Annotated in this window: 22 protein-coding genes; 15 read left to right on the forward strand and 7 right to left on the reverse strand. The window is 70.3% G+C overall.

Going from position 1 to position 19128, the window contains the following annotated elements; genetic code table 11:
* Positions 1 to 17 precede the first annotated feature (17 nt).
* A complete protein-coding gene (locus QRN49_RS07280) occupies positions 18 to 644 on the reverse strand; it encodes a TetR/AcrR family transcriptional regulator (protein ID WP_284754887.1) in 627 nt (208 codons plus the stop codon).
* 51 nt (positions 645 to 695) lie between these two features.
* On the opposite strand from QRN49_RS07280, the gene QRN49_RS07285 reads away from it, so the two are divergent.
* A complete protein-coding gene (locus tag QRN49_RS07285; protein ID WP_056261575.1) occupies positions 696 to 1574 on the forward strand; it encodes an SDR family NAD(P)-dependent oxidoreductase in 879 nt (292 codons plus the stop codon).
* A gap of 80 nt (positions 1575 to 1654) precedes the next feature.
* Positions 1655 to 2515, forward strand: a complete 861-nt coding sequence (locus tag QRN49_RS07290) for a hypothetical protein (RefSeq protein WP_284754891.1) — start codon at positions 1655 to 1657, stop codon at positions 2513 to 2515.
* Between the two features lie 154 nt (positions 2516 to 2669).
* Here the strand turns inward: QRN49_RS07290 and QRN49_RS07295 are convergent, their stop codons facing one another.
* The 3 genes from QRN49_RS07295 to QRN49_RS07305 all read right to left on the reverse strand — a co-directional run bounded on the left by QRN49_RS07295 (position 2670) and on the right by QRN49_RS07305 (position 5590).
* Complete coding sequence (locus QRN49_RS07295) at positions 2670 to 3251, reverse strand: TetR/AcrR family transcriptional regulator (RefSeq protein ID WP_055964596.1); 582 nt, start codon at positions 3249 to 3251, stop codon at positions 2670 to 2672.
* 65 nt (positions 3252 to 3316) lie between these two features.
* Complete coding sequence (locus QRN49_RS07300) at positions 3317 to 3667, reverse strand: putative quinol monooxygenase (RefSeq protein ID WP_055964593.1); 351 nt, start codon at positions 3665 to 3667, stop codon at positions 3317 to 3319.
* Between the two features lie 480 nt (positions 3668 to 4147).
* Complete coding sequence (locus QRN49_RS07305; protein ID WP_282818430.1) at positions 4148 to 5590, reverse strand: ArnT family glycosyltransferase; 1443 nt, start codon at positions 5588 to 5590, stop codon at positions 4148 to 4150.
* A gap of 75 nt (positions 5591 to 5665) precedes the next feature.
* Here QRN49_RS07305 and QRN49_RS07310 point away from each other — a divergent pair, with 75 nt between their 5' ends.
* The 4 genes from QRN49_RS07310 (at position 5666) to QRN49_RS07325 (ending at position 8204) form a co-directional block, all read left to right on the forward strand.
* On the forward strand, positions 5666 to 6130 hold the full coding sequence (locus QRN49_RS07310; RefSeq protein WP_282818429.1) for a hypothetical protein: 465 nt from the start codon (positions 5666 to 5668) through the stop codon (positions 6128 to 6130).
* Between the two features lie 54 nt (positions 6131 to 6184).
* A complete protein-coding gene (locus tag QRN49_RS07315; protein WP_027466888.1) occupies positions 6185 to 6604 on the forward strand; it encodes a DoxX family protein in 420 nt (139 codons plus the stop codon).
* A 71-nt stretch (positions 6605 to 6675) separates the two neighbouring features.
* On the forward strand, positions 6676 to 7236 hold the full coding sequence (locus QRN49_RS07320) for an MOSC domain-containing protein (protein ID WP_282818428.1): 561 nt from the start codon (positions 6676 to 6678) through the stop codon (positions 7234 to 7236).
* A gap of 11 nt (positions 7237 to 7247) precedes the next feature.
* Complete coding sequence (locus QRN49_RS07325; protein WP_284754897.1) at positions 7248 to 8204, forward strand: NAD-dependent epimerase/dehydratase family protein; 957 nt, start codon at positions 7248 to 7250, stop codon at positions 8202 to 8204.
* 23 nt (positions 8205 to 8227) lie between these two features.
* Here QRN49_RS07325 and QRN49_RS07330 read toward each other — a convergent pair whose 3' ends face one another.
* Positions 8228 to 8674, reverse strand: coding sequence for a MarR family winged helix-turn-helix transcriptional regulator (locus QRN49_RS07330; protein ID WP_071248606.1), 447 nt, complete (start codon positions 8672 to 8674; stop codon positions 8228 to 8230).
* A gap of 176 nt (positions 8675 to 8850) precedes the next feature.
* Between QRN49_RS07330 and QRN49_RS07335 the strand changes: the two genes are divergently transcribed.
* The 4 genes from QRN49_RS07335 to QRN49_RS07350 all read left to right on the forward strand — a co-directional run bounded on the left by QRN49_RS07335 (position 8851) and on the right by QRN49_RS07350 (position 12137).
* Positions 8851 to 9504 (forward strand): COG1361 family protein, encoded by a 654-nt coding sequence (locus QRN49_RS07335; RefSeq protein WP_027466885.1) that lies wholly within the window; start codon positions 8851 to 8853, stop codon positions 9502 to 9504.
* 96 nt (positions 9505 to 9600) lie between these two features.
* The gene (locus QRN49_RS07340; protein WP_209080785.1) at positions 9601 to 10485 is read left to right on the forward strand and encodes a S26 family signal peptidase; all 885 of its coding nucleotides are present in this window, start codon (positions 9601 to 9603) and stop codon (positions 10483 to 10485) included.
* On the forward strand, positions 10482 to 11336 hold the full coding sequence (locus QRN49_RS07345) for a LamG domain-containing protein (protein WP_194622622.1): 855 nt from the start codon (positions 10482 to 10484) through the stop codon (positions 11334 to 11336). Before QRN49_RS07340 ends, QRN49_RS07345 begins: the two co-directional genes overlap by 4 nt.
* Positions 11337 to 11567: 231 nt before the next feature.
* Positions 11568 to 12137 (forward strand): manganese efflux pump MntP, encoded by a 570-nt coding sequence (locus tag QRN49_RS07350; protein ID WP_027466883.1) that lies wholly within the window; start codon positions 11568 to 11570, stop codon positions 12135 to 12137.
* A gap of 81 nt (positions 12138 to 12218) precedes the next feature.
* Here QRN49_RS07350 and QRN49_RS07355 read toward each other — a convergent pair whose 3' ends face one another.
* Both QRN49_RS07355 and QRN49_RS07360 read right to left on the reverse strand, forming a co-directional pair.
* Entirely contained in the window at positions 12219 to 12551 is a 333-nt protein-coding gene (locus tag QRN49_RS07355; protein ID WP_128780356.1) for a DUF4190 domain-containing protein, read from the reverse strand.
* Between the two features lie 97 nt (positions 12552 to 12648).
* Positions 12649 to 14055, reverse strand: coding sequence for a hypothetical protein (locus tag QRN49_RS07360; protein ID WP_284754903.1), 1407 nt, complete (start codon positions 14053 to 14055; stop codon positions 12649 to 12651).
* Between the two features lie 138 nt (positions 14056 to 14193).
* On the opposite strand from QRN49_RS07360, the gene QRN49_RS07365 reads away from it, so the two are divergent.
* The 5 genes from QRN49_RS07365 to QRN49_RS07385 all read left to right on the forward strand — a co-directional run bounded on the left by QRN49_RS07365 (position 14194) and on the right by QRN49_RS07385 (position 18995).
* Positions 14194 to 14916: an SDR family NAD(P)-dependent oxidoreductase gene (locus tag QRN49_RS07365; protein ID WP_284754905.1), complete on the forward strand. Its 723-nt coding sequence runs from the start codon at positions 14194 to 14196 to the stop codon at positions 14914 to 14916.
* Between the two features lie 97 nt (positions 14917 to 15013).
* Entirely contained in the window at positions 15014 to 15706 is a 693-nt protein-coding gene (locus tag QRN49_RS07370; protein ID WP_284754906.1) for a DUF6766 family protein, read from the forward strand.
* Between the two features lie 129 nt (positions 15707 to 15835).
* Positions 15836 to 17179 carry a sensor histidine kinase gene (locus QRN49_RS07375; RefSeq protein WP_071248575.1) on the forward strand — a complete coding sequence of 448 codons (1344 nt, stop codon included), beginning with the start codon at positions 15836 to 15838 and terminating at the stop codon, positions 17177 to 17179.
* On the forward strand, positions 17176 to 17820 hold the full coding sequence (locus tag QRN49_RS07380; protein WP_071248572.1) for a response regulator transcription factor: 645 nt from the start codon (positions 17176 to 17178) through the stop codon (positions 17818 to 17820). Before QRN49_RS07375 ends, QRN49_RS07380 begins: the two co-directional genes overlap by 4 nt.
* Before the next feature lie 134 nt (positions 17821 to 17954).
* Positions 17955 to 18995 (forward strand): LacI family DNA-binding transcriptional regulator, encoded by a 1041-nt coding sequence (locus tag QRN49_RS07385; RefSeq protein WP_246520928.1) that lies wholly within the window; start codon positions 17955 to 17957, stop codon positions 18993 to 18995.
* Positions 18996 to 19128: the final 133 nt, after the last annotated feature.

Raw genomic sequence — 19128 nt, forward strand, 5'->3', positions numbered from 1 at the left:
AGCGCGCCGGTCCCGGTTCACCCGTCGGGGGCGGTGACCGGTCCCTGGGCGGCCGTTCCGAGCTGCTGCTCGATCTGCGGCAGGAGCGCCCGCACCGCGGCGACGACGACTTCGTCCACGCGATCCTCGGGGAGCCGGCCGGTGGCGGCCAAGGCACTGATGCCTTCTGTCGTCGCCGCGACCAGGAACGGCATCGGGCCCATCGACTCCGGACTTCTCTCCCCGAGCAGCTCCGCGCCCAGCGCGAAGAAGCGCTCGGCCGAGGACTGCGCCTCGGGGTCGCGCCCCGCATTCGTGCCGTCGTCGGTCGACGCGAACATCAGCTGCATCAGGGGGCCGTTGTGCTGCGCGAAGCGAGCATGAGCGCGGATGTACTCCGTGAGCCGGCGCTCGAGGGTGCCCACCTGCCGCGCGGCCTCGAGATAGCGACGCAGCTCGTCGAAACCGTCCGCGGCGATCGCGGCGAGGACGGCGTCCCGGTCACGGAAGTGACGGAGCGGCGCACCATGGCTGACGCCCACGCGGCGCGCGAGCTCTCGCACCGTCACCGCCTGTTGCCCCTCCTCGATCAGGAGCGCGCGCCCCTCGCGGACGAGCTCTTCACGCAGCGACCCGTGGTGGTAGGAGCGTGCTTGCTGTGCCATCCGAACAGTGTAGACGTTGACAACAATGTAGCCAGTGTCTACATTGGGGGCATGGACGACACCAGAGCAGGCCAGGCACCGACCAACGAGACCGTCATCATCACCGGCGGCACCAGCGGCATCGGCCGAGCGACCGCGGTCGCCCTGGCCGAGTCCGGATCACGCATCATCCTCGCTGTCCGGAATCAGGAGAAGGGGCAAGCCATGGCAGCGACCCTCCCCGGCACTCCGGGAACGCACCGCGTCCTGCCACTCGACCTCGCGCGGCTTGAGACGGTGCCCGACTTCGCAGACCGGATCGACGAACCGATCGCCATCCTCGTCAACAACGCAGGCGTCGAGTCGAAGGACCTCCAGCGGACGGCCGACGGTCACGAGCTCCAGTTCGGCACGAACCACCTGGGGCACTTCCTCCTGACGACGCTGCTCCTGCCGCACATCACCGACCGCGTCGTCACCGTCGCGTCCCAGGCGGAACGGATGGCTCGTCTCGACCTCGACGACCTCGATTGGCACCGACGCCCGTACCAGGCGAGCCGGGCGTACGCGGACTCCAAGCTCGCCAACCTGCTGTTCACGTCGGAGCTGGACCGGCGGCTGCAGACGTCGGGCTCTCGAGTGCGGGCGCTGGCCGCCCACCCGGGGTTGGTCAAGACAGCCATCTACGACCGGCCGGCCGGTCAGCGCCCCAACCTCTGGGACCGGCTCGTCCCGATCTTGGGGCAGGAGCCGGAAGACGGTGCGCTGCCGTCGCTGCTCGCCGCCTCAGCCGACCTCCCCGGCGGCACCTTCGTCGGACCCCAGCGGATGATGCACATGCGAGGCGGGGCTGAGGTGATCAGCCAGTCGAAGCAGGCACGGAACCCGGAGACCGCAGCGAGACTCTGGTCGATCTCCGAGCGGATGACAGCAGCGGGCACCCGCCCGTGAGCCTCGTCCAGGACCGTTCCCGCGCACTCTGGACCGCGGTACGCGGATGGCACCGACCTCTCGTCGCCTTCACCACAGTGATGTGCCTCTGGGCTGTGGTGTGCCTCGTCGGGCTGATCCTCGATCCGCGGACATTGGCAGACGACCCGATCTGGGCCAAACCTCTCAAGTTCTCGATCTCCCTCGCGCTCTACGCGATCACCCTTGCGTGGATGCTCTCGATGGTGCAGCGGCCTGTCCTGCGTCGGATCGGTTGGTGGGCCGGAACCGTCGGCGCAGCGGCGTCCCTCCTGGAGATCGTCGTCATCTCGATCCAAGTGGTTCGCGGCGTGGGAAGCCACTTCAACGTCTCGACTCCGACGAACCAGCTCTTCTACCAGCTCATGGCCGGTGGGGTCACCCTCATGTACTGCGCGACACTGGTCATCGGAGCCTTCCTGGCCATGTTCTCCCGGATCGAGGACAGGGCGCTGGCGTGGTCCCTGAGGCTCGGACTGATCATCGCCCTGGTCGGCCTGTCCGTGGGCTTCCTCATGGTGATCCCCACCGCGGCCCAGCTGGCCGACCCGACATCGTCGACCTACGGCTCCCACTCCGTGGGCGGTGACGACGCGACCGGCGGCATCTTCTTCCTCGGCTGGAACACCGCCCACGGAGATCTCCGCGTGTCCCACTTCATCGGCATGCACGCACTGCAGGTGCTGCCGATCCTCGCGATCACGCTCCCCCGGGCGCTCAGTGAGGCCGATCGGCTCCGTATCGTCGTCGCGGCCGGAGCGACGTACGCTGCCGTCACCGCGATCGCCCTGTGGCAGGCGTTGCGGGGACAATCGGTCATCCACCCCGACGCCATCACCGTCGCGGCAGTCGGGGTCACCATCGTCCTGGCTGCGATGAGCTTCATGACCATCGCCGCGCAGAGACGTCACCAGCACAGGTAGCTCCAGAGCCTGGCCTGACGGCACACCGATGGACGAAGTCGAGGTCGCGCTCGACGAGCGCCCTGGCTTCCCGTCGAGTTTCGGCCCACCTCCTGTCGGTCACCTCCAGCGTGGTCGCTACAAGCACTTGACCGGGTCTGGGTTGCCTCGCGCTTCAAGTGAGCAGGGTGAACGCCGCTCGGCCGACACCGAGGAGCACCGACCGGTCGGCGCCGGCAGTGCCGAGGACCTCCATGCCGCGAGTGACCGCCACGAAGTACGTCGCCAGGGCCCGGGCGTCGAGAGCCGCGTCCACTTCCCCGGCTGTCTGCGCTTGCTCGATGCACCCGGCGTACTCGTCCTCGAGGCGCCGATAGGCGCAACGAGCGGCTTCGGCGACCTCCGGATCGCGGTCGGCCAGCTCCACCGTGGCCTTCGTGAACAGCGAATCCAACGGCCCTTCCAAGGTGAAAGTGATGGCGAGTGCATCCAGGTGCGCTCTGATCCGCTCGAGCGGAGAGGCCGTCCCCGATGTGAGCTCGACAGTCAGGCGATCAACCTGCGTGGAGGTGCTCCGCTCGAGTGCGCGCAGAAAAAGGTCTCGCTTGCCCCCAAAGGTGTTGTAGATGCTCTGCTTACCGAGCCCGGTGGCGCGGCTCAGCTCCTCCATCGTCGTGCCGCCGTAGCCAACGGCAGCGAAGACACCGGCGGCTTTTTCGACGACGGTGTCCTCGTCGAATTTGCGAGGTCGGGGCATGGCGCGATCCTATGCGGGGCCAAGGCGGGCTCGGCCTACGATCCGCAGGTCGCTGAGTGGTGCTGTCAGCTCACGCTGGGGAGGGCGCCAGCTGTCTGGGCGGCCACGTCGTAGTACTCGGCCTGGTAGTCGAGGATGCGGATGCCCCCGAGGACGGCTGTAGCCGCCTCAAGGAAGTTCTCATCAGCCATATGGGCGTCGACGGCGGCTTGGTCACGCCAGCCCTCGGTGAGGTGGATCGTGTTCGGGTCCGTGAGATCCTCGGCGAAGACGTAGTACGTGCATCCGTCTTGGTGCGCAGTGGTGGTCAGGTGAGGGATCACGGCGTCGCTGAATGCCTGTCGATCGTCGGGGTGGACCGTGTAGTACGCGCTGATGACCTTGCTGGTCGGGCTGTGCTTGGTGTGCGAGATCATGGCGCCTTCTCCTCCGTGACCACGGACCGTCCGGGCCAGCAGGCCACTGTACCTCGATAATTGTCTAGTTAGTCAATAACTCGGTCTTTGCGCCCTACCTACTCGCTCCCGTGACCGTCGAGAAAGGGTTAGCACACCGTCCTGTTCTTCAAGGTCGCAACCGTCGCCGACACAATCATCGACACCATCTAAATCCCTGGCGACCGGGGCGCATGCACGCCGGCGCGACTCCTCCCCTGACGCAGCCGCACTAAACCGGCCCCCCACGCACACGCCGGACCGGACGAATAACGCCGAGAACCACGAATGTCGCTGAGCGATCGTCTATCGGGACCGCCGCAGAGCTGAAGGCACGGCGACAAGATGTTTGGTCGAATCGAGAGACACGGGCGTCGGCGCCGAGAACCGTGAGCCGGGGTGGCGACAAGTTCTGAGTCTGTCGACACATGGGCGCGCGACGCCTCGCCGACGTCGCGTCGACTAGCGGGCGATCGTGAGTGCCCCGTTGTCCTCGCGGATGCGGCCGTCCTTCGGGACCCACACGCGCAGGCCGTCGAGCCTGCCCGTGGTGAAGGACGAGGCGTCGTCTTGCAGCAGGTTGGTCACGGCCTCCGGTGCGGGGAGCCGCTGGTCGCGTCCGACGACGATGGCGACGTAGGGGCCACGGTCGAGTCGGTTGGTGCCGTGGTCGCCGACGTACGGCAGGAAGAGCGTGGGAGTCGCCGACACGAACAGGATCCGACCCTCGGGTACATCGTGGTCCTCGAGGTACCCGGGCAACAGCGCGATCCCGGTCGGGTGCGCCCGCGCGACGGCCTGGCTCACCCGGAACGAGGGGACGACGAGCGTCGCGACGAGGACCAGCACGACCGGGACGGTCAGGGCCCTCGGGGGGACGGTGGCGAGTCGCGTGAAGCCGATGGCGGCGAGGACCAGCAGGAACGGCATCCACGCGGTGTAGTAGGTCGGCAGCGCGATCTTCGCGACGACGACGTAGAACACGACGAGCAGCACCAGGGATGCGCCGACGTACGCGACCAGGCGGTCCGCCCGCACCACCAGGGCGGCGAGCACACCGATCGCGAGGACGACGAGCATCCCCTTGCCGGTGCCGTCGAGCAAGAACCGGAAGCTCGCCCACCACGGTGCGAACGTGTAGATCTGCCCGTCGATCGTGATCGGGTGCCCGTTGGTGTTCTGCCCCTCCTGGAACGCGACCATGTACTGGATCGCGGAACGGATGCCCATCGGGACGTACAGGGCGACGAACGTCACCGTGAAGGCGGCGACCCACAGCGCGCCGCCGACGAGGCCCTTCCGCCAGGCCTTGAACAGGACCGGGAGCAGCAGGAACGCCGGGAGCAGCACGATGGTCGACAGCTTGGACGTGACCGAGGCGGCCATGAGCACGCCGGACACGGGAGCGAGCCACCAGGCCCGCTCGCTGCGGATCCACCACCACGCGGCGACGATCGCGAACACGGCGAAGGCCGTCATCACCGGGTCGAGCAGGGCGAGCCGGTCGACCCGGGCGCCCGCACCACCACGCGGAGTCAGCCACCACAGCGACGCCGCCAGGAGGGCACCCCAGTACCCGATCTCGCGACGCAGCCACAGGTACAGGACCACGCCGACCGCGAAGGTGAGCACACCGACGAGGACCCGCGGGCCGATCGCACCCTGCCCGGTGAGGAGCTGCACGAGCCCGAACAGGTACTTGGCCGTCGGCGGGTGTTCGCGGTTCGCGGTGAAGTCGCCGTGGACGTACTGCCACCCGCTCTGCAGGTAGATGTTCTCGTCGCCGGTGATGTTCGAGCCGGCCAGGTTCCAGAAGCACTGGTAGAGCGCGGCGATCACGACGAGGGAGGCGATCGTCAGGCGGAGGCGGAGGTCGCCGGCGAACCCGGACACTCGTGATGGCACCAGACGAACCTACTGGCCCTTCGACCGTCTTCGGCATCGACGTGTTAGGTTGTGCACAACCTAATGGAGCGCAACGTGAAACTCACCAGCTGGATCGACCTCCTCACCGGCGGCCTGCTCGCCGGGCACGGCATCGCCACGGTTCGCCGTACCCCGCTGCGCGCTCGAGCCCGGCAGATGCAGCGACGTGGATTCGAGCCGGGCGTCCCACACGCGCTCGGCATCCCTGGCCTGGAAGTCCTGTCCGGGCTCGGACTCGCCACCGCGGGGGTTCGCCGTGCATCCGTGAACGACCTGGTCGGCACCGGCTCCGCCATCGCGGTGACAGCCCTCGGCGGGACCCGGCTCGTGATCGACCGCGAAGACGGCTCGGTGACGAGCACGACCGGCGGTGCCACCGCACTCACACTCGCCGGCGTGCTGCGGCTGCTCACCTCGACCCGCGGCCGTCCGGTCGCGCGGATCCTCACGCTCGGTTCCGCCGCTGCCGCGATCACGTTCGAGGCCGCACGCCGACGCCGCGTCCTCCGCAGCCGCTGACCTCGGCCTCCCACTCCACCGAACCCCACCACGACCGTGAAAGGCACCACCCCGATGGCAACCCGCACCCCCGCAGTCCGTTCCACCCGCCCCCGGACCATCGTCCGCATCCTGTTCGGCGCGATGCTCACCTGGGCCGGCATCAGTCACCTGACGGTGGCCCGCGAGGAGTTCCAGGCGCAGGTGCCGAAGTTCGTGCCGCTGCCGACGGACGTCACGGTGATCGCCTCCGGTGTGGTGGAGATCTCCCTCGGGGCTGCGCTGATGCTCCTTGCTCGGCGTCAGGTGACGGTCGGGTGGGTCGTCGCGGTGTTCTTCCTCGCGGTCTTCCCCGGCAACATCGCGCAGTGGATGCACCACCGCGACGGGTTCGGTCTGGACACCGACACCAAGCGCTTCGTCCGCCTGCTGTTCCAGCCCGTGCTCATCGCCGTCTCACTGTGGGCGACGAACGCGCTGCGCAAGCGCCGCTGAACCGGCCTGCGCGAGCGCCGCTGACCGACGCTGCAGGCGCGCGACCGTGACCATGGGGCAGAATCGGCCCCATGAGCGGGGACGACATGGACCAGCCGCGCGTGGTCGCGGTGAGCAAGGACGGCGAGCACCGGTTCAGCAAGCCGTTGGTCGACGCGGTGACGCTCGTGGCGGGGTGGGGCATCGAGGGTGATGCCCACGCCGGCATGACCGTGCAGCACCGCTCCCGGGTCGCGCGTGACCCGTCGCAGCCGAACCTGCGCCAGGTCCACCTGCTGCACGCCGAGCTGTTCGACGAGGTCGCCGAAGCCGGGTTCAGCGTCGAACCGGGACAGATGGGCGAGAACGTCACGACCAGTGGCATCGACCTGCTCGGGCTGCCCGAGGGAGCAGTGCTGCACCTCGGCGACGACGCCTCCGTGCAGGTCACGGGCCTGCGGAACCCGTGCCAGCAGATCAACGGCTTCGAGCCGGGACTCCTCCGTGCCATGTTGGGGCGCGCCGAGGACGGCACGGTCGAGCGCAAGGGCGGGGTGATGAGCGTCGTGCTCACCGGTGGCACGGTGCGGCCGGGCGATCGCATCCGGGTCGAGCTCCCCGACGGTGAACGACGACCCCTCCAGCCCGTCTGATGGCCGAGCGCGTGCGACGCGTCCTGGTACTCGGCGGAACCGGTTGGCTCGGGCGAACGATCGTCGACGAGCTGCTGTCCGAGGGCGCCGACGTCACCTGCCTCGCCCGGGGCACGACCGGAACCGTTCCGGAGGGAGCGCGCTTCGTCCAGTCGGATCGAGCCCTGGCCAGCGCGTACGAACAGGCCAGCGGGAACTGGGACGAGGTCATCGAGCTCGCCAGCGCCCCCGAACTCGTCGCCCCGGCGCTCGACGCCCTCGCCGACCGGGCCGCGCACTGGACCCTGGTGTCGACGGTCTCGGTGTACGCGGACAACGACGAACCGGGCGCCGACGAGTCCGCCCGGCTGGTGGAGCCGAAGGACCCGTCCGAGTACGCCGACGCGAAGGTCCTCGCCGAGCGCATGACGCGGCTCCGGCTCGGGTCACGGCTGCTCATCGCACGCCCGGGGTTGATCGTCGGGCCCGGCGACCCCAGTGACCGGTTCGGGTACTGGTCGGCACGCTTCGACCGCGGTGGGCCGGTGCTGGTGCCGACGACGGCGGAGCGGTTCGTCCAGGTGATCGACGTCGCGGACCTCGCCGCTTGGATCGTCCGTGCCGGGCGCGAGGGGTTCGTCGGGACGGTCAACGCCGTGGGCACTCCGGTGCCGATGCAGGACTTCTTCCGATGCGTGGCCGAGGCCACCGGGTTCGACGACGAGCTGGTCGCGGTCGACGACGGCGTCCTGCTCGCGCACGAGGTGGCCTACTGGGCCGGACCGCGATCACTCCCCCTGTGGATCCCGGTGTCGGAGGCCGGGTTCGCACAGCGATCCACTGTGGCGTTCGCTGACGCCGGCGGGGTGACCCGGCCCCTCCGGGACACCGTCGTGCGCGTGCTCGAGGACGAGCGTGCCCGCGGGACGGATCGGGAACGCCGTGCCGGCCTCACCTCGACCGAGGAACGGGCGATCCCCACCAGGTAGACGCGCGGTCCGCACGAGCGAGATCAGGACGCTGCGGCAGCCTGCTCGTACAGACTCGTCGCCAGGTCGTTGAGCACCTCGTGCAGTTCGCCCTTGTGCGCCCCGTCGACGGCCCGGAGCATCGCTGCGTACCGCTCCTGGTAGTCCGACACGACGACATGGCCCGGAGGCAGCAACCGCAGCAGTGAGCCTCGGCGATCGGCCGGGTTCGGTGCGCGCTCGAGCAGGCCGGCGGTGCTCATCCGGTCGATCATGTTCGTCACCGCGCCCGAGGTGAGCCCCAGGTACCCGGCGACCTCGGTCGGCGTGGAGTACCCGGTGTCACTGATGAGCACCAGGGCGCGGAGGGCGTTCTCGTGCACGCCCGCCCGGGCGCTGAGCTGACTCACCAGGCTCGCGTTCGCACGCACGACGGCGGTGAACGCGGCCATGAGATCGGCGGCGTCGTCGTCGTTCGGTGCTGCTGCCACGAGGGCCCTCTTCCGTGTCGGATACCGGGGGGACAAGAGGCGTCCCCCGCACTGGGGTAAGTATACGAGTGGTCAACTTGGTGAATCAGTGACTATCTTAACCATTGAAGCAAAACAGCCCGAATGCCTTGCTTCCCCCAACTTCCTGCAACCACCACCGAACGAAGAGGTACCCCGTGTCCACCAAGCTCCGCACCTCCGCACTGAAGCGGATCCGCTTCGCCCCCGTGGCGCTCCTCGCGGGTATCTTCGCCGCCGTCCTGCTCTCCCTCTCGCTCACCGGCACCCTCTCCGGGTTCGCCGCGAGCATCACCAACAGCAGCAACACCGCCGGCAGCGGCACGCTGATCATGCAGGAGCAGAACGCCGGCGCGACCGTCACCTGCCTCAGCACCGACGGCGGCTCGGTCTCGACGAACTCGGCGACCTGCTCGACGATCAACAAGTTCGGCGGCAGCACGACGATGACCCCGGGCAACACGGTCAACACCGCGATCTCGATCAAGAACACCGGCACCGCGAACGCCAGCACCTTCACGCTGAACCCGGGCGCCACGTGCACCCAGTCGGCGAACGGCTCGGCCAACGGCACCGCGACCGACCTCTGCGCCAAGATGAACCTCGTCGTCACCTCCGGCTCCACCACCGTGTTCAGCGGCACCCTCGCCAGCTTCAAGGGTGCGGCGGCGTCGGCCTTCACGATGCCGCAGGCCCCGGCCGCCGGTGCGAGCGTCCCGTTCAACTTCGCGGTGACCCTCGACTCCTCGGCCGGCAACACCTACCAGGGCCTCGCCGCCTCGGTCCCGATGACCTGGACCTTCACGGCCTGATCCAACCCCCCATCCCCCTCCCCCAGACCGGCGACGCTCGGCCGACCCCCCTCCGGTCGAGCGTCGCCATTCCCCTGAATCCCCGGAGCAGCGCCCATGAGCCAGACCGCAGCGATCCCGCTCAGCGGCATGCTCGACCGCCCGGTCCTCCGCGGCCGTCAGGTCACCCGCTCCGAGACGGTCCTCGCCTGGTCGGTCGCCGCGATCGCCGCACTGCTCCTCACCGCCGCCGTCCTGTTCCTCTCCGCCGGCGGCCGCTGGTTCGTCGTCGAGACCCCCTCGATGGGCGAAGCCGCCCCGGTCGGCACCCTCGTGCTCGACCTGCCGGCGGACGTCGCCACGCTCCGCGTCGGCGACATCGTCTCGTTCGAGACCTCCGCCAACCCGGACGTCGTCTACACGCACCGCATCGTCTCGATCGACGCGGACGGCGGCATCCACACCCGCGGTGACGTCAACGGCGCGACCGACCCGTGGACGCTCACCCAGGCGGACGTGATCGGCACCCCCGCGCTCCTGGTCCCGCGCATCGGCTGGCTGCTCCGCGCCGCCCCGATCCTGCTCATCGGCACGCTGATCATCCTGACCCTGACCAGCGCGTTCACCGACCGGGTGACCCGCACGTGCCTGCGGATCGCGGGCAGCGCCCTCACCGTCTCGTACGCGGCATTCGTGTTCAAGCCGTTCGTCAACGTGACGACGATCACGAACACCTCGAGCCCGACCGGGGTCGAGGCCACCGTGATCTCGTCGGGGATCTTCCCGGTCCGCGTCGATGCCCACGGCGGCAACAGCGTCCACCTGGTCGACGGCGAGATGGGCAAGGTCGTCATCCACGAGCTGACGAAGAACGGGCACTACCAGCTCATGTCGAACATCGACCTCGACCCCCTGGGTTGGGTCGCCCTGTTCGCCGTCTGCCTCGTGCCACTCGTGGCGTGCCTGGCGGTCGGCCGCGTCGAGGCGGTGCGTCCCTCGTGATCCTCCGTCGCCTGCGCGATGGTCGCGTCGTCGCCGTCCTGCTCGTGGTCGCGCTGGCCGTCGTCGTCCTGCTGAACCAGTTCGCCCCGACCCGCTCGGCGTACACCGCCCGCGTCACCAACAGTGCGAACACGGCGGCGACCGCCCCGTACTTCACGTGCACGGGTGCCGTCGGCGCGGACACCGCGAACGCCCTGTTCGCCTACCGCCTGACCGAGGCCTCGGGTTCGAAGACGGCCACCGACTGGTCGGGTCGCGGCGCGAACGGCACCTACCAGGGCACCATGACCGCGACCACGCCGAGCCCGAACGCCTGCCCGCGTGACAGCGGCAGCGCCTACGCGCTCAACGGCTCCACGAGCTACGTCTCCACCCCGCGTTCGTCCGCCAACCCCACGACCTTCAGCGAGGAGGTCTGGTTCCGCACCACGGTCGCCGGCGGCATGCTCATCGGCTTCGGCAGCAGCCAGACCGGAGCGTCGAGCCAGCACGACCGGAAGCTCTACCTGACCACGACCGGCCAGCTCGCGTTCGGTTCCTACAACGGCGCCACCCAGGTCATCACCTCGCCGGCGGCTGTCAACGACGGCGCCTGGCACCACACGGTGGCGACGATGTCGCCCACCAACGGCATGCGCCTGTACGTCGACGGCACGCTCGTCGCGTCGAACGCGGCCTTCAAGAGCCCCGAGAACTTCACAGGGTACTTCCGCGTCGGCTACGACGTCGTCAGCGGGTGGCCGGGTTCCACGAACAACCCGTACTTCACCGGGTCGATGCGGTACGCCGCCGTCTACGGCACCGAACTGACGGCCAGCCAGGTGGCCGCGCACGCGGCCGCCGGTTCCTGACGCACCGACTGCCGGACTGGAGGCTCGTGGCCGTGCCCGCCACGAGCCTCCAGTCCGTCCCCTGGTCACGTCGAGAACGTGGGCCGGGTTGGCGGACCGGGCCCACCAACCCGCGGATTCGGGGCGACGAATCCCGCTGATCAGGCCTTTTCGTGCCCGGGACCGTGCCAGGATCGTCAGGTCCTGAGACGTCGGAGTCTCCATCCGACCGTCTCGAAAGGCGCCACCCCCATGTCCTTCTGGGCCCTCTTCCTCATCGCGCTCGGCGTCTCCGCGGACGCCTTCGCCGTCGCCCTCGGCAAGGGCCTGCACATGAAGCGCTTCGACGTGCGGCACGCGATCGTGATCGCGCTGACGTTCGGGGTGTTCCAGGCGGTGATGCCGTTGCTCGGCTGGCTGCTCGGGTCGGCGTTCGCGCAGTACATCGCGGCCTTCGACCACTGGGTCGCGTTCGGGCTGCTCGCGCTGATCGGCGGGAAGATGCTGTGGGAGGCGTTCTCGAAGCACGAGGACACGGAGCAGGACACCGATCGGCTGCCGGTCCGGGAACTCCTCGTGCTGGCGGTCGCGACCAGCATCGACGCCCTGGCGGTGGGCGTCACCCTGGCGTTCCTGCCCGTCTCGATCGGCGGCGCGGTGCTGCTCATCGGGATCACGACTGCGGTGCTGTCGTTCGTCGGGGTCCTGGTCGGTCGCCGTGTCGGTGCCCGCTTCGGCAAGCCGGCGGAGATCGCGGGTGGCGTCGTCCTGATCCTGATCGGTCTGAACATCGTGCTGGAGCACACCGGCGTCATCGGCTGAGGCCACGCTCGGAACCGACACCGGACAGACGGGAGGCCCGTGGCGAGCTGCCACGGGCCTCCCGTCTGGTGCTGGTGGGCGTCAGTAACTGCCCATGCTGCCTGCCGGAGCGTTCGCGACGACAGCGATCACGAAGATGATCCAGATGATGCCGAACACGAGCGACAGGGCGCTGATGATGACGCCGGCGAGGGCCAGGCCGCGGCCGCGCTCCCCGGTCTTCTTGATCTGCGAGAGCGCGATGATCGACACGACGAGGCCGGCGATGTTCACCACGAAGGCCAGGACGAACCCGACGATCGCCATGACGTTGAAGCGGTCGGACGACGGCTGCATCGGAGCGCCGTAGGGCTGCCCCCCGGCGGCGTAGGGGTTCGGGTTCTGCTGGTTGTACTGGGGCGTGCCGTCACTCATGGCGCCGCGTCCTCTCTGATCAGGGGGATGTCTACACAGGAAACGTACAGGACCAGCGAGCCGCACGGGGCGGTGGGATCAGGCAGGACGGCACCCGTCAGATGTCGAGCACCCCGTCCACCGCGTCCGACCGGTCAGCGATGTGGCCGGTGGCGATCTCCTCCTCCAGGTGCACCGTGACGTAGGTCCAGTCCTCCACGTGCCCGGCGTCGTCGAACACCCGGTAGCGCCGACGGAGCCGCAGGTACGGCACGGCGCGGTGCTCGAACGACACCACGAGCTCGGTCGCCGGCCACTCCCCCTCGACGGTGACCTCGACCGCCCGGTAGTCACTCGCCGACCGGCGGGGCTCCGGGTGGTCGCGGGTCCACAGGATGCCGGGCTGGTCGAGGGCCTCGAACACGTCCACGAGGTCCGCGACCGCGCGCTCCCGTGCGGCAGCATCCAGGTCGTGCAGCGGCCAGTGCGCGCCCTCGACGTCGGTCAGGTCGAAGCGCTCCGTCCACGGTGCGAGGGCTGCTTCCAGACGTTCCTGTTCGTCCTCCCACGACGTCTCGTCCTCGTCGCTCGCGGGGCGGGACGGCAGGTCATCGGTGGTGACGGCGCTGGGTAGGCCGGCAGCGACGTCGAGGTCGACCTCCCGAGCGTCGTAGTGGTAGGTCAACCCGCCCGTCGGATCGGGCGTGCGCCGGGGTCCGGTGGGCATGTACCGGATGGTGAGGACTGAGCCGGTACGGCGGACGTCCTCGACCAGGTGGTCGACGGCGATCGTCGTCCGGCTGCCGTCGGTCCGGACGAGCACCAGTTCAGTCGACGGGGTCGGCAGGGGCGGAGCGGGTTCCGCCTGCGGTTCAGGCGGCGGGACGAAGCCGCCCTCGACGCCGCCGAAGCTGACGCTCCAGTACCGGGGCCCATCGTCGTCGTCGTCGTCCAGCAGCTCGGGCTCGTCGTCCTCCGGCTCGTCGCCGGCAGCGAGCGTCGCCGCCCACTCCTCCGGCGACGGCCAGAACGGCTCCGACGGCGCCCACGGCAGGGTCTCCGGGTCGACGCCGTCGAGCGGGTCGTCCGAGTCCCCGTCGTCGTCCTCGACCGTCTCGTCGTCCTCCGGATCCTCGGGGCCCTCGTCCTCGTCCTTGCCCATCCACATGGACGCGTCACGTGGGTCGCCGATCCACAGCCCCTCGACGTCCGCCCCGAGCACGCGTCGATCACCGAGGTCGACCGCGCACGTCACCCCGGTCGGCGTGACGTGCACGGCGGTCCGGGACATCTCGTCGAGGTCGTCGCCCACTTCCTCGCGCGATCCGTAGACGACCCAGGCACCCCCGTCGGTCCCGAGGACCCCGACCTCGTCGACCGCACCGTCCGGCAACGGGGCGTCCGGCCACGTCACCCACCGCACGTCGTCGCCCGTGACGACCGCCGCGACCGGTCGCGTGGCGTCCGGCACGATCGTCGCGTCACCGACGCCGACGGCGTCGATGGGCTCGAGGAAGCTGCTCATGCAGCGACCGTACCGCGGCCCTGTGGCCGGCCCGTGAACAGCCGGGAGGCCCGTGGCGGGCCGGCACCGCGCCTCCCGTCCGTCCGTTCCCGGTCCACCTGCCGGACCCGCCGCAGCGGTCGGGCGCATGATGGGCGGATGGCACGCATCCTCGTCACCGGATCCACCGACGGCCTCGGGCGGGGAACCGCCGACTCGCTGCTCCGCAACGGGCACGACGTCGTCGTCCACGCGCGCAACACGGCCCGCGCCGAGGCGGTCGCCGACCTGGTGGAGCGCGGCGCCGAACTCGTCGTCGCCGACCTGGCGGACCGCGACGCCGTGATCGCCACCGCCCGGGAACTCGACGCCGGCACCCCGCTCGACGCCGTCGTGCACAACGCCGGCGTGATCTCGGGCCGTTCCCTGGTGCCCGTCAACGTCGTGGCGCCGTACCTGTTCACCGCGTTGCTGCGCTCGCCGGAGCGGCACGTGTACCTGAGCAGCGGGATGCACCGGGGCGGCCGCCCGCGCCTGGACACCGTCGACTGGACCGGCGCGTCGGAGACGAAATCGTACTCCGACACGAAGCTGTTCGTGACGGCGCTCGCCGCCGAGGTGCCGCTCCGACGCCCGGGCGTGCTGAGCAACGCTGTCGACCTGGGCTGGGTGGCGACCAAGATGGGCGGGGCCGGCGCTCCGGACGACTTCGAGCTCGGACACCGCACGCAGGAGACGCTCGCGACCGACCCGGACCAAACCGTGACAGGCGGTTACTGGTTCCACGGGGAGCGGCAGGAACCGCACCCGGCGGTGGCCGACCAGCGGTTCCGCACCGAACTGCTCGACACGCTCGCCGAGGCCACCGGCATCACGCTCTGAGTCGCTGACGGAACCGCCGCGACCGGTCGGGTGCTCCTGCGAAGGCGTTCGTCGCGCCCGGACGAGGATGGCGTCGACACGACGAACGGAGGACCCGGTGACCCTCGGCCTGCACAACGGATCGAGCGGGTGGCAGCGCGTGCGACGGCACGGCCTGCTCCTCGCGAACGTCGCCGTCTTCGTCGTGTGCTTCGTCGGCATGGTGTTCGCCGGGTGGCGGGTGTCCGCGGCGGACGCCCTCCAGCACGGCGAGGCGGCCGTGTCGCTCTGGGGCTTCCTGACGAGCGGTGACTTCGCCGAGGCGACCTTCGAGAACTGGGAGAGCGAGTTCCTGCAGATGGGCGCGTACATCGTGTTCACGGTGTTCCTGTTCCAGAAGGGGTCGAGCGAGTCCGAGCCCCTGGACGAACAGGGCCCGCAGGACGAGGACCCCCGGGAGTACGCCGACGACCCGAAGGCCCCGTGGCCGGTGCGCCGGGGCGGGATCGTGCTCGTGCTGTACGAGAACTCCCTGCTGATCCTGTTCGCGGTGCTCTTCCTCGGCAGTGTCGTCGGGCACGTGATCGGTGGCGCTGCGGCCTACAACGAGGAGCAGCTCGAGCACGGCGACAGCGTGGTCTCGGCGTGGGGCTACCTGGGCACGAGCCAGTTCTGGTTCGAGTCGATGCAGAACTGGCAGTCGGAGTTCCTGGTCATCTCGGTGATGGTGATCGCCACCGTGTCCCTGCGGCAACGAGGGTCGAGCCAGTCGAAGCCCGTGGCCACGCCGACGGAGCAGACCGGGGCCTGAGCCGACCCGGCTGACGATGATCGCGGGGTTTCCCCACCGACCACGGGGGGCAGCACCGGTGTGCGGGCGGACCCCCGCGGCGAGGCTGGTGTCGGGCAATAAGCTCGTCACCGACACGAAGAGGTCCGCATGTACACCGCCGTCGCCACCCCGGGCGCCCCCACCACCGTCCCCCGGTTCCGACCGTTCCGAGCCGTCGCCGACGGCAGCACCTGGCGGGCCTTCGCGTTCCACGCCGCGCACCTGCCGATCGCGATCGCCGCGCTGGCCTGGTTCGTCGTGGTGCTGGCCGTCGGCATCCCGGTGTCGCTGACCTGGGTCGGCCTGGTCGTCGCCGCGTTCCTGCTCGGTGGGTCGCACTGGTTCGCCGCGGTCACCCGCCGGATGTCCGCCGCGCTGCTCGGGCAGGTCGTCGTCGCTCCGGCACCGCCCCGTGCAGGTTCGACGCCGCTCGGCACCGCGTTCGCCCGGCTGTCGGACGGCCCGACCTGGCGGGCGTTCGCGTACCTGCTCGCGGGGTTCGTGCTGACCACGACCACGTTCGCCGTCTCGACCGCGGTGCTCGTGAGCGGTCTGGGCGCGATGACCCACGCGGCGTGGGGGCACTTCCTGCCGGCGCAGCGGGGCGCGGACGGCGAGCTCCACAGCGGTGCGCAGTTCCTCGGCGTGTACGTCGACACCCCGCCGCTGCAGGTCGCGTTCGCGGTGCTGGGCCTGCTCATCGTGCTGTTCCTCTGGCCCGCGGTGAACCACGGGCTCGCGGCACTGCAGCGCGTGGTCATCCGCGCCCTGCTCGGTGCCACCGCCCGCGACCTGCGGCTCCGCCAGGTCACGGCCTCGCGCGACGCCGCCGTGCTCGACGCCGACACCACCCTGCGCCGCATCGAGCGGGAGCTGCACGACGGCACCCAGGCCCGGCTCGTCGGCCTGGCGATGACCCTCGGCGACGCCCGCGACCGCCTGCAGACCGGCGCTGACCCGGACGCGGTCACCGCGCTGGTCGACCGGGCGCACGCGTCGACCAAGGAGGCCCTGGTCGAGCTCCGCGCCCTGGCCCGCGGCATCCACCCGCCCGTCCTCGACGAGGGGCTCGAGGCCGCGCTGACCTCGGCGTGCTCCCGGACCCCGTTCCCCGTCGCGCTGTCGGTGGACCTGCCCGTCCGACCGTCCCGCGTCGTCGAGGGCATCGCGTACTTCGGGGTGCTCGAGCTGCTGACGAACGTGTCGAAGCACGCCGGAGCCTCGGCCACCGCCGTCCGGGTCGGCATGCTCGGCACCGACCTGCTCGTCGAGGTCGAGGACGACGGCCACGGCGGGGCCCACGTCGCGCTCGGCACCCCCGACGGTCACGGCACCGGCCTGGCCGGGGTCCTCGAACGGCTGCGCGCCGTGGACGGTGACCTGCAGGTGGACAGCCCCGCCGGCGGCCCGACCCGCATCCGGATGCGCATGCCGAGCGGAGCCGAACGGTGAGGATCGTCGTCGCCGACGACAACACGATCGTGCGCGAGGGGCTGACGTCCCTGCTGCGCGGTCGCGGGCACGAGGTCGTGCCGGTGTCGGACGGCGACGCCGCGGTGGCCGCCGTCGCGCACGGCGCGGTCGACGTCGTGGTGATGGACATCCGGATGCCGCCGACCCACACCGACGAGGGCGTCCGCGCGGCCATGCGGGTGAAGGACGTCCGGCCCGACGTCGGGGTGCTCCTGTTCTCGCAGTACGCCGAGGCGCAGTGGGCGCGGGCGCTGCTCGACGTCGCCACCGTCGGCGTCGGGTACCTGCTGAAGGACCAGGTCGCCGAGGTCGGCACCTTCATCGACTCGCTGCACCAGGTCGCAGCGGGCAACGTGGTGCTCGACCCCGAGGTGGCGGCCGCACTGGTCCAGGCGCCGCGTGCCACGAGCGGTCCGCTCGATTCGCTGACCGCCCGCGAGACCGACGTGCTGCGCCTGATGGCCGAGGGCCGGTCGAACGCCGCGATCGCGGACACCCTGTTCCTGTCCGGCGGGACCGTCGAGAAGCACGTCACCGCCGTCTTCACCAAGCTCGGGCTCGAGGCGACGCCGAACGAGAACCGGCGGGTGCTCGCGGTCCTGCGGTTCCTGGCGGACTGAGCGGGGCTCTGGACGGGCGACGGACCGGACGGGAGGCCCGTGGCGGGCCCGCCACGGGCCTCCCGTCCGGTCCGCACCACGCTGGTGCGGTAGGTTCCTGCCGAACGCAGTCCGCACGTGAGAGGGGGCGCCCGATGGCGCAGGGGCACCGCTCTCCGCCCACGATGAGCGACGTCGCCGCCGTGGCGGGTGTCTCGAAGAAGACCGTCTCGAACGTGCTGTCCGGCTACGAACACGTCTCCGTCCGCACCCGTGACCGCGTGATGGCCGCCGTCGACGAGCTCGGCTACGAGCTCAACGTCTCGGCCCGGAACTTCCGCGCCGGACGCTCCAAGGTGCTCGGGCTCGCGGTGCCGGAACTGCGGCAGGCGTACTTCGCCGAACTCGCCGACGCCGTCATCCGTGCTGCCGGAGCCGTGGGCTACACGGTGCTCATCGAGCAGACCGCGAGCGGCGTGCGCGAGGCGGACGCGATCACCCGGATGCGCGAGCACTCGATCGACGGCATCATCTACAGCCCGCTGACCGTCCGGCCGAGCGACGCCGCCGCACTCGAGGTGAAGTTCCCCCTCGTCGTGCTCGGTGAGCCGATCCCGGACGCCCCCGTGCCGTTCATCGCGATGTCGAACGCCGACGCGCTGCGGGACGCGACCGCCCACCTGCTCGACGCCGGCCGCCGGTCGATCGCGTTCATCGGCTCCGACCCGTCGGGCCCCGTGCGCACGGCGCAGGAGCGACTGCGGGGCTACCGCGAGGCGCTCGACGACCACGGCGTACCGTTCGCGCCCGAGCGGGTCGTGCCGACCGCGCTGTGGCACCGGGCCGAGGGTGCCGCGGCTGCACGGCAGCTCCTCGACGCCGGCGTGCCGGTCGACGGGATCGTCTGCTGCAACGACGCGCTGGCGCTCGGGGCGATGAGTGCCCTGCAGCTCGCGGGCCGGACCGTGCCGGACGACGTCGCGGTCGTCGGGTTCGACGACATCGAGGAGTCTGCGTACTCGACCCCGGCACTGACCACGGTGTCGGCCGACCTGGACCGCGTCGCGGCGACGGCGGTCGGGGTGCTCGTCGCCCAGCTCGAGGAGGGCGCCCCGGCGACACCGGGGGTGCTGCGCTCCCCGCACGCACTCGTCGTCCGGGCGTCGTCCGGACCGTTGCGTCCGGTTGCTGCCTGACCCGTTGACCACGGGTGCTCCCCGACCCCTTGACCGGGCGGTGGAGCACCGGCTACTGTCCACATTTACACCGGTGTAAATCCGGGATGGACGAGGTCCGCACACCGACGTGCCGGACGGATGGCAGGTTTTC

This window comes from Curtobacterium sp. ME-Dv--P-122a (genome assembly GCF_030209645.1).
GTDB lineage: Bacteria > Actinomycetota > Actinomycetes > Actinomycetales > Microbacteriaceae > Curtobacterium > Curtobacterium flaccumfaciens.

Bases quoted from the DNA above. Each gene is read 5' to 3' on its own strand.
- QRN49_RS07385 (WP_246520928.1), top strand. From the start codon at position 17,955: ATGGCGCAGGGGCACCGCTCTCCGCCCACGATGAGCGACGTCGCCGCC.
- QRN49_RS07300 (WP_055964593.1), bottom strand. From the start codon at position 3,667: ATGATCTCGCACACCAAGCACAGCCCGACCAGCAAGGTCATCAGCGCG.
- QRN49_RS07285 (WP_056261575.1), top strand. From the start codon at position 696: ATGGACGACACCAGAGCAGGCCAGGCACCGACCAACGAGACCGTCATC.
- QRN49_RS07290 (WP_284754891.1), top strand. From the start codon at position 1,655: ATGTGCCTCTGGGCTGTGGTGTGCCTCGTCGGGCTGATCCTCGATCCG.
- QRN49_RS07350 (WP_027466883.1), top strand. From the start codon at position 11,568: ATGTCCTTCTGGGCCCTCTTCCTCATCGCGCTCGGCGTCTCCGCGGAC.
- QRN49_RS07280 (WP_284754887.1), bottom strand. From the start codon at position 644: ATGGCACAGCAAGCACGCTCCTACCACCACGGGTCGCTGCGTGAAGAG.
- QRN49_RS07320 (WP_282818428.1), top strand. From the start codon at position 6,676: ATGAGCGGGGACGACATGGACCAGCCGCGCGTGGTCGCGGTGAGCAAG.
- QRN49_RS07360 (WP_284754903.1), bottom strand. From the start codon at position 14,055: ATGAGCAGCTTCCTCGAGCCCATCGACGCCGTCGGCGTCGGTGACGCG.
- QRN49_RS07375 (WP_071248575.1), top strand. From the start codon at position 15,836: ATGTACACCGCCGTCGCCACCCCGGGCGCCCCCACCACCGTCCCCCGG.
- QRN49_RS07355 (WP_128780356.1), bottom strand. From the start codon at position 12,551: ATGAGTGACGGCACGCCCCAGTACAACCAGCAGAACCCGAACCCCTAC.
- QRN49_RS07295 (WP_055964596.1), bottom strand. From the start codon at position 3,251: ATGCCCCGACCTCGCAAATTCGACGAGGACACCGTCGTCGAAAAAGCC.
- QRN49_RS07340 (WP_209080785.1), top strand. From the start codon at position 9,601: ATGAGCCAGACCGCAGCGATCCCGCTCAGCGGCATGCTCGACCGCCCG.
- QRN49_RS07315 (WP_027466888.1), top strand. From the start codon at position 6,185: ATGGCAACCCGCACCCCCGCAGTCCGTTCCACCCGCCCCCGGACCATC.
- QRN49_RS07365 (WP_284754905.1), top strand. From the start codon at position 14,194: ATGGCACGCATCCTCGTCACCGGATCCACCGACGGCCTCGGGCGGGGA.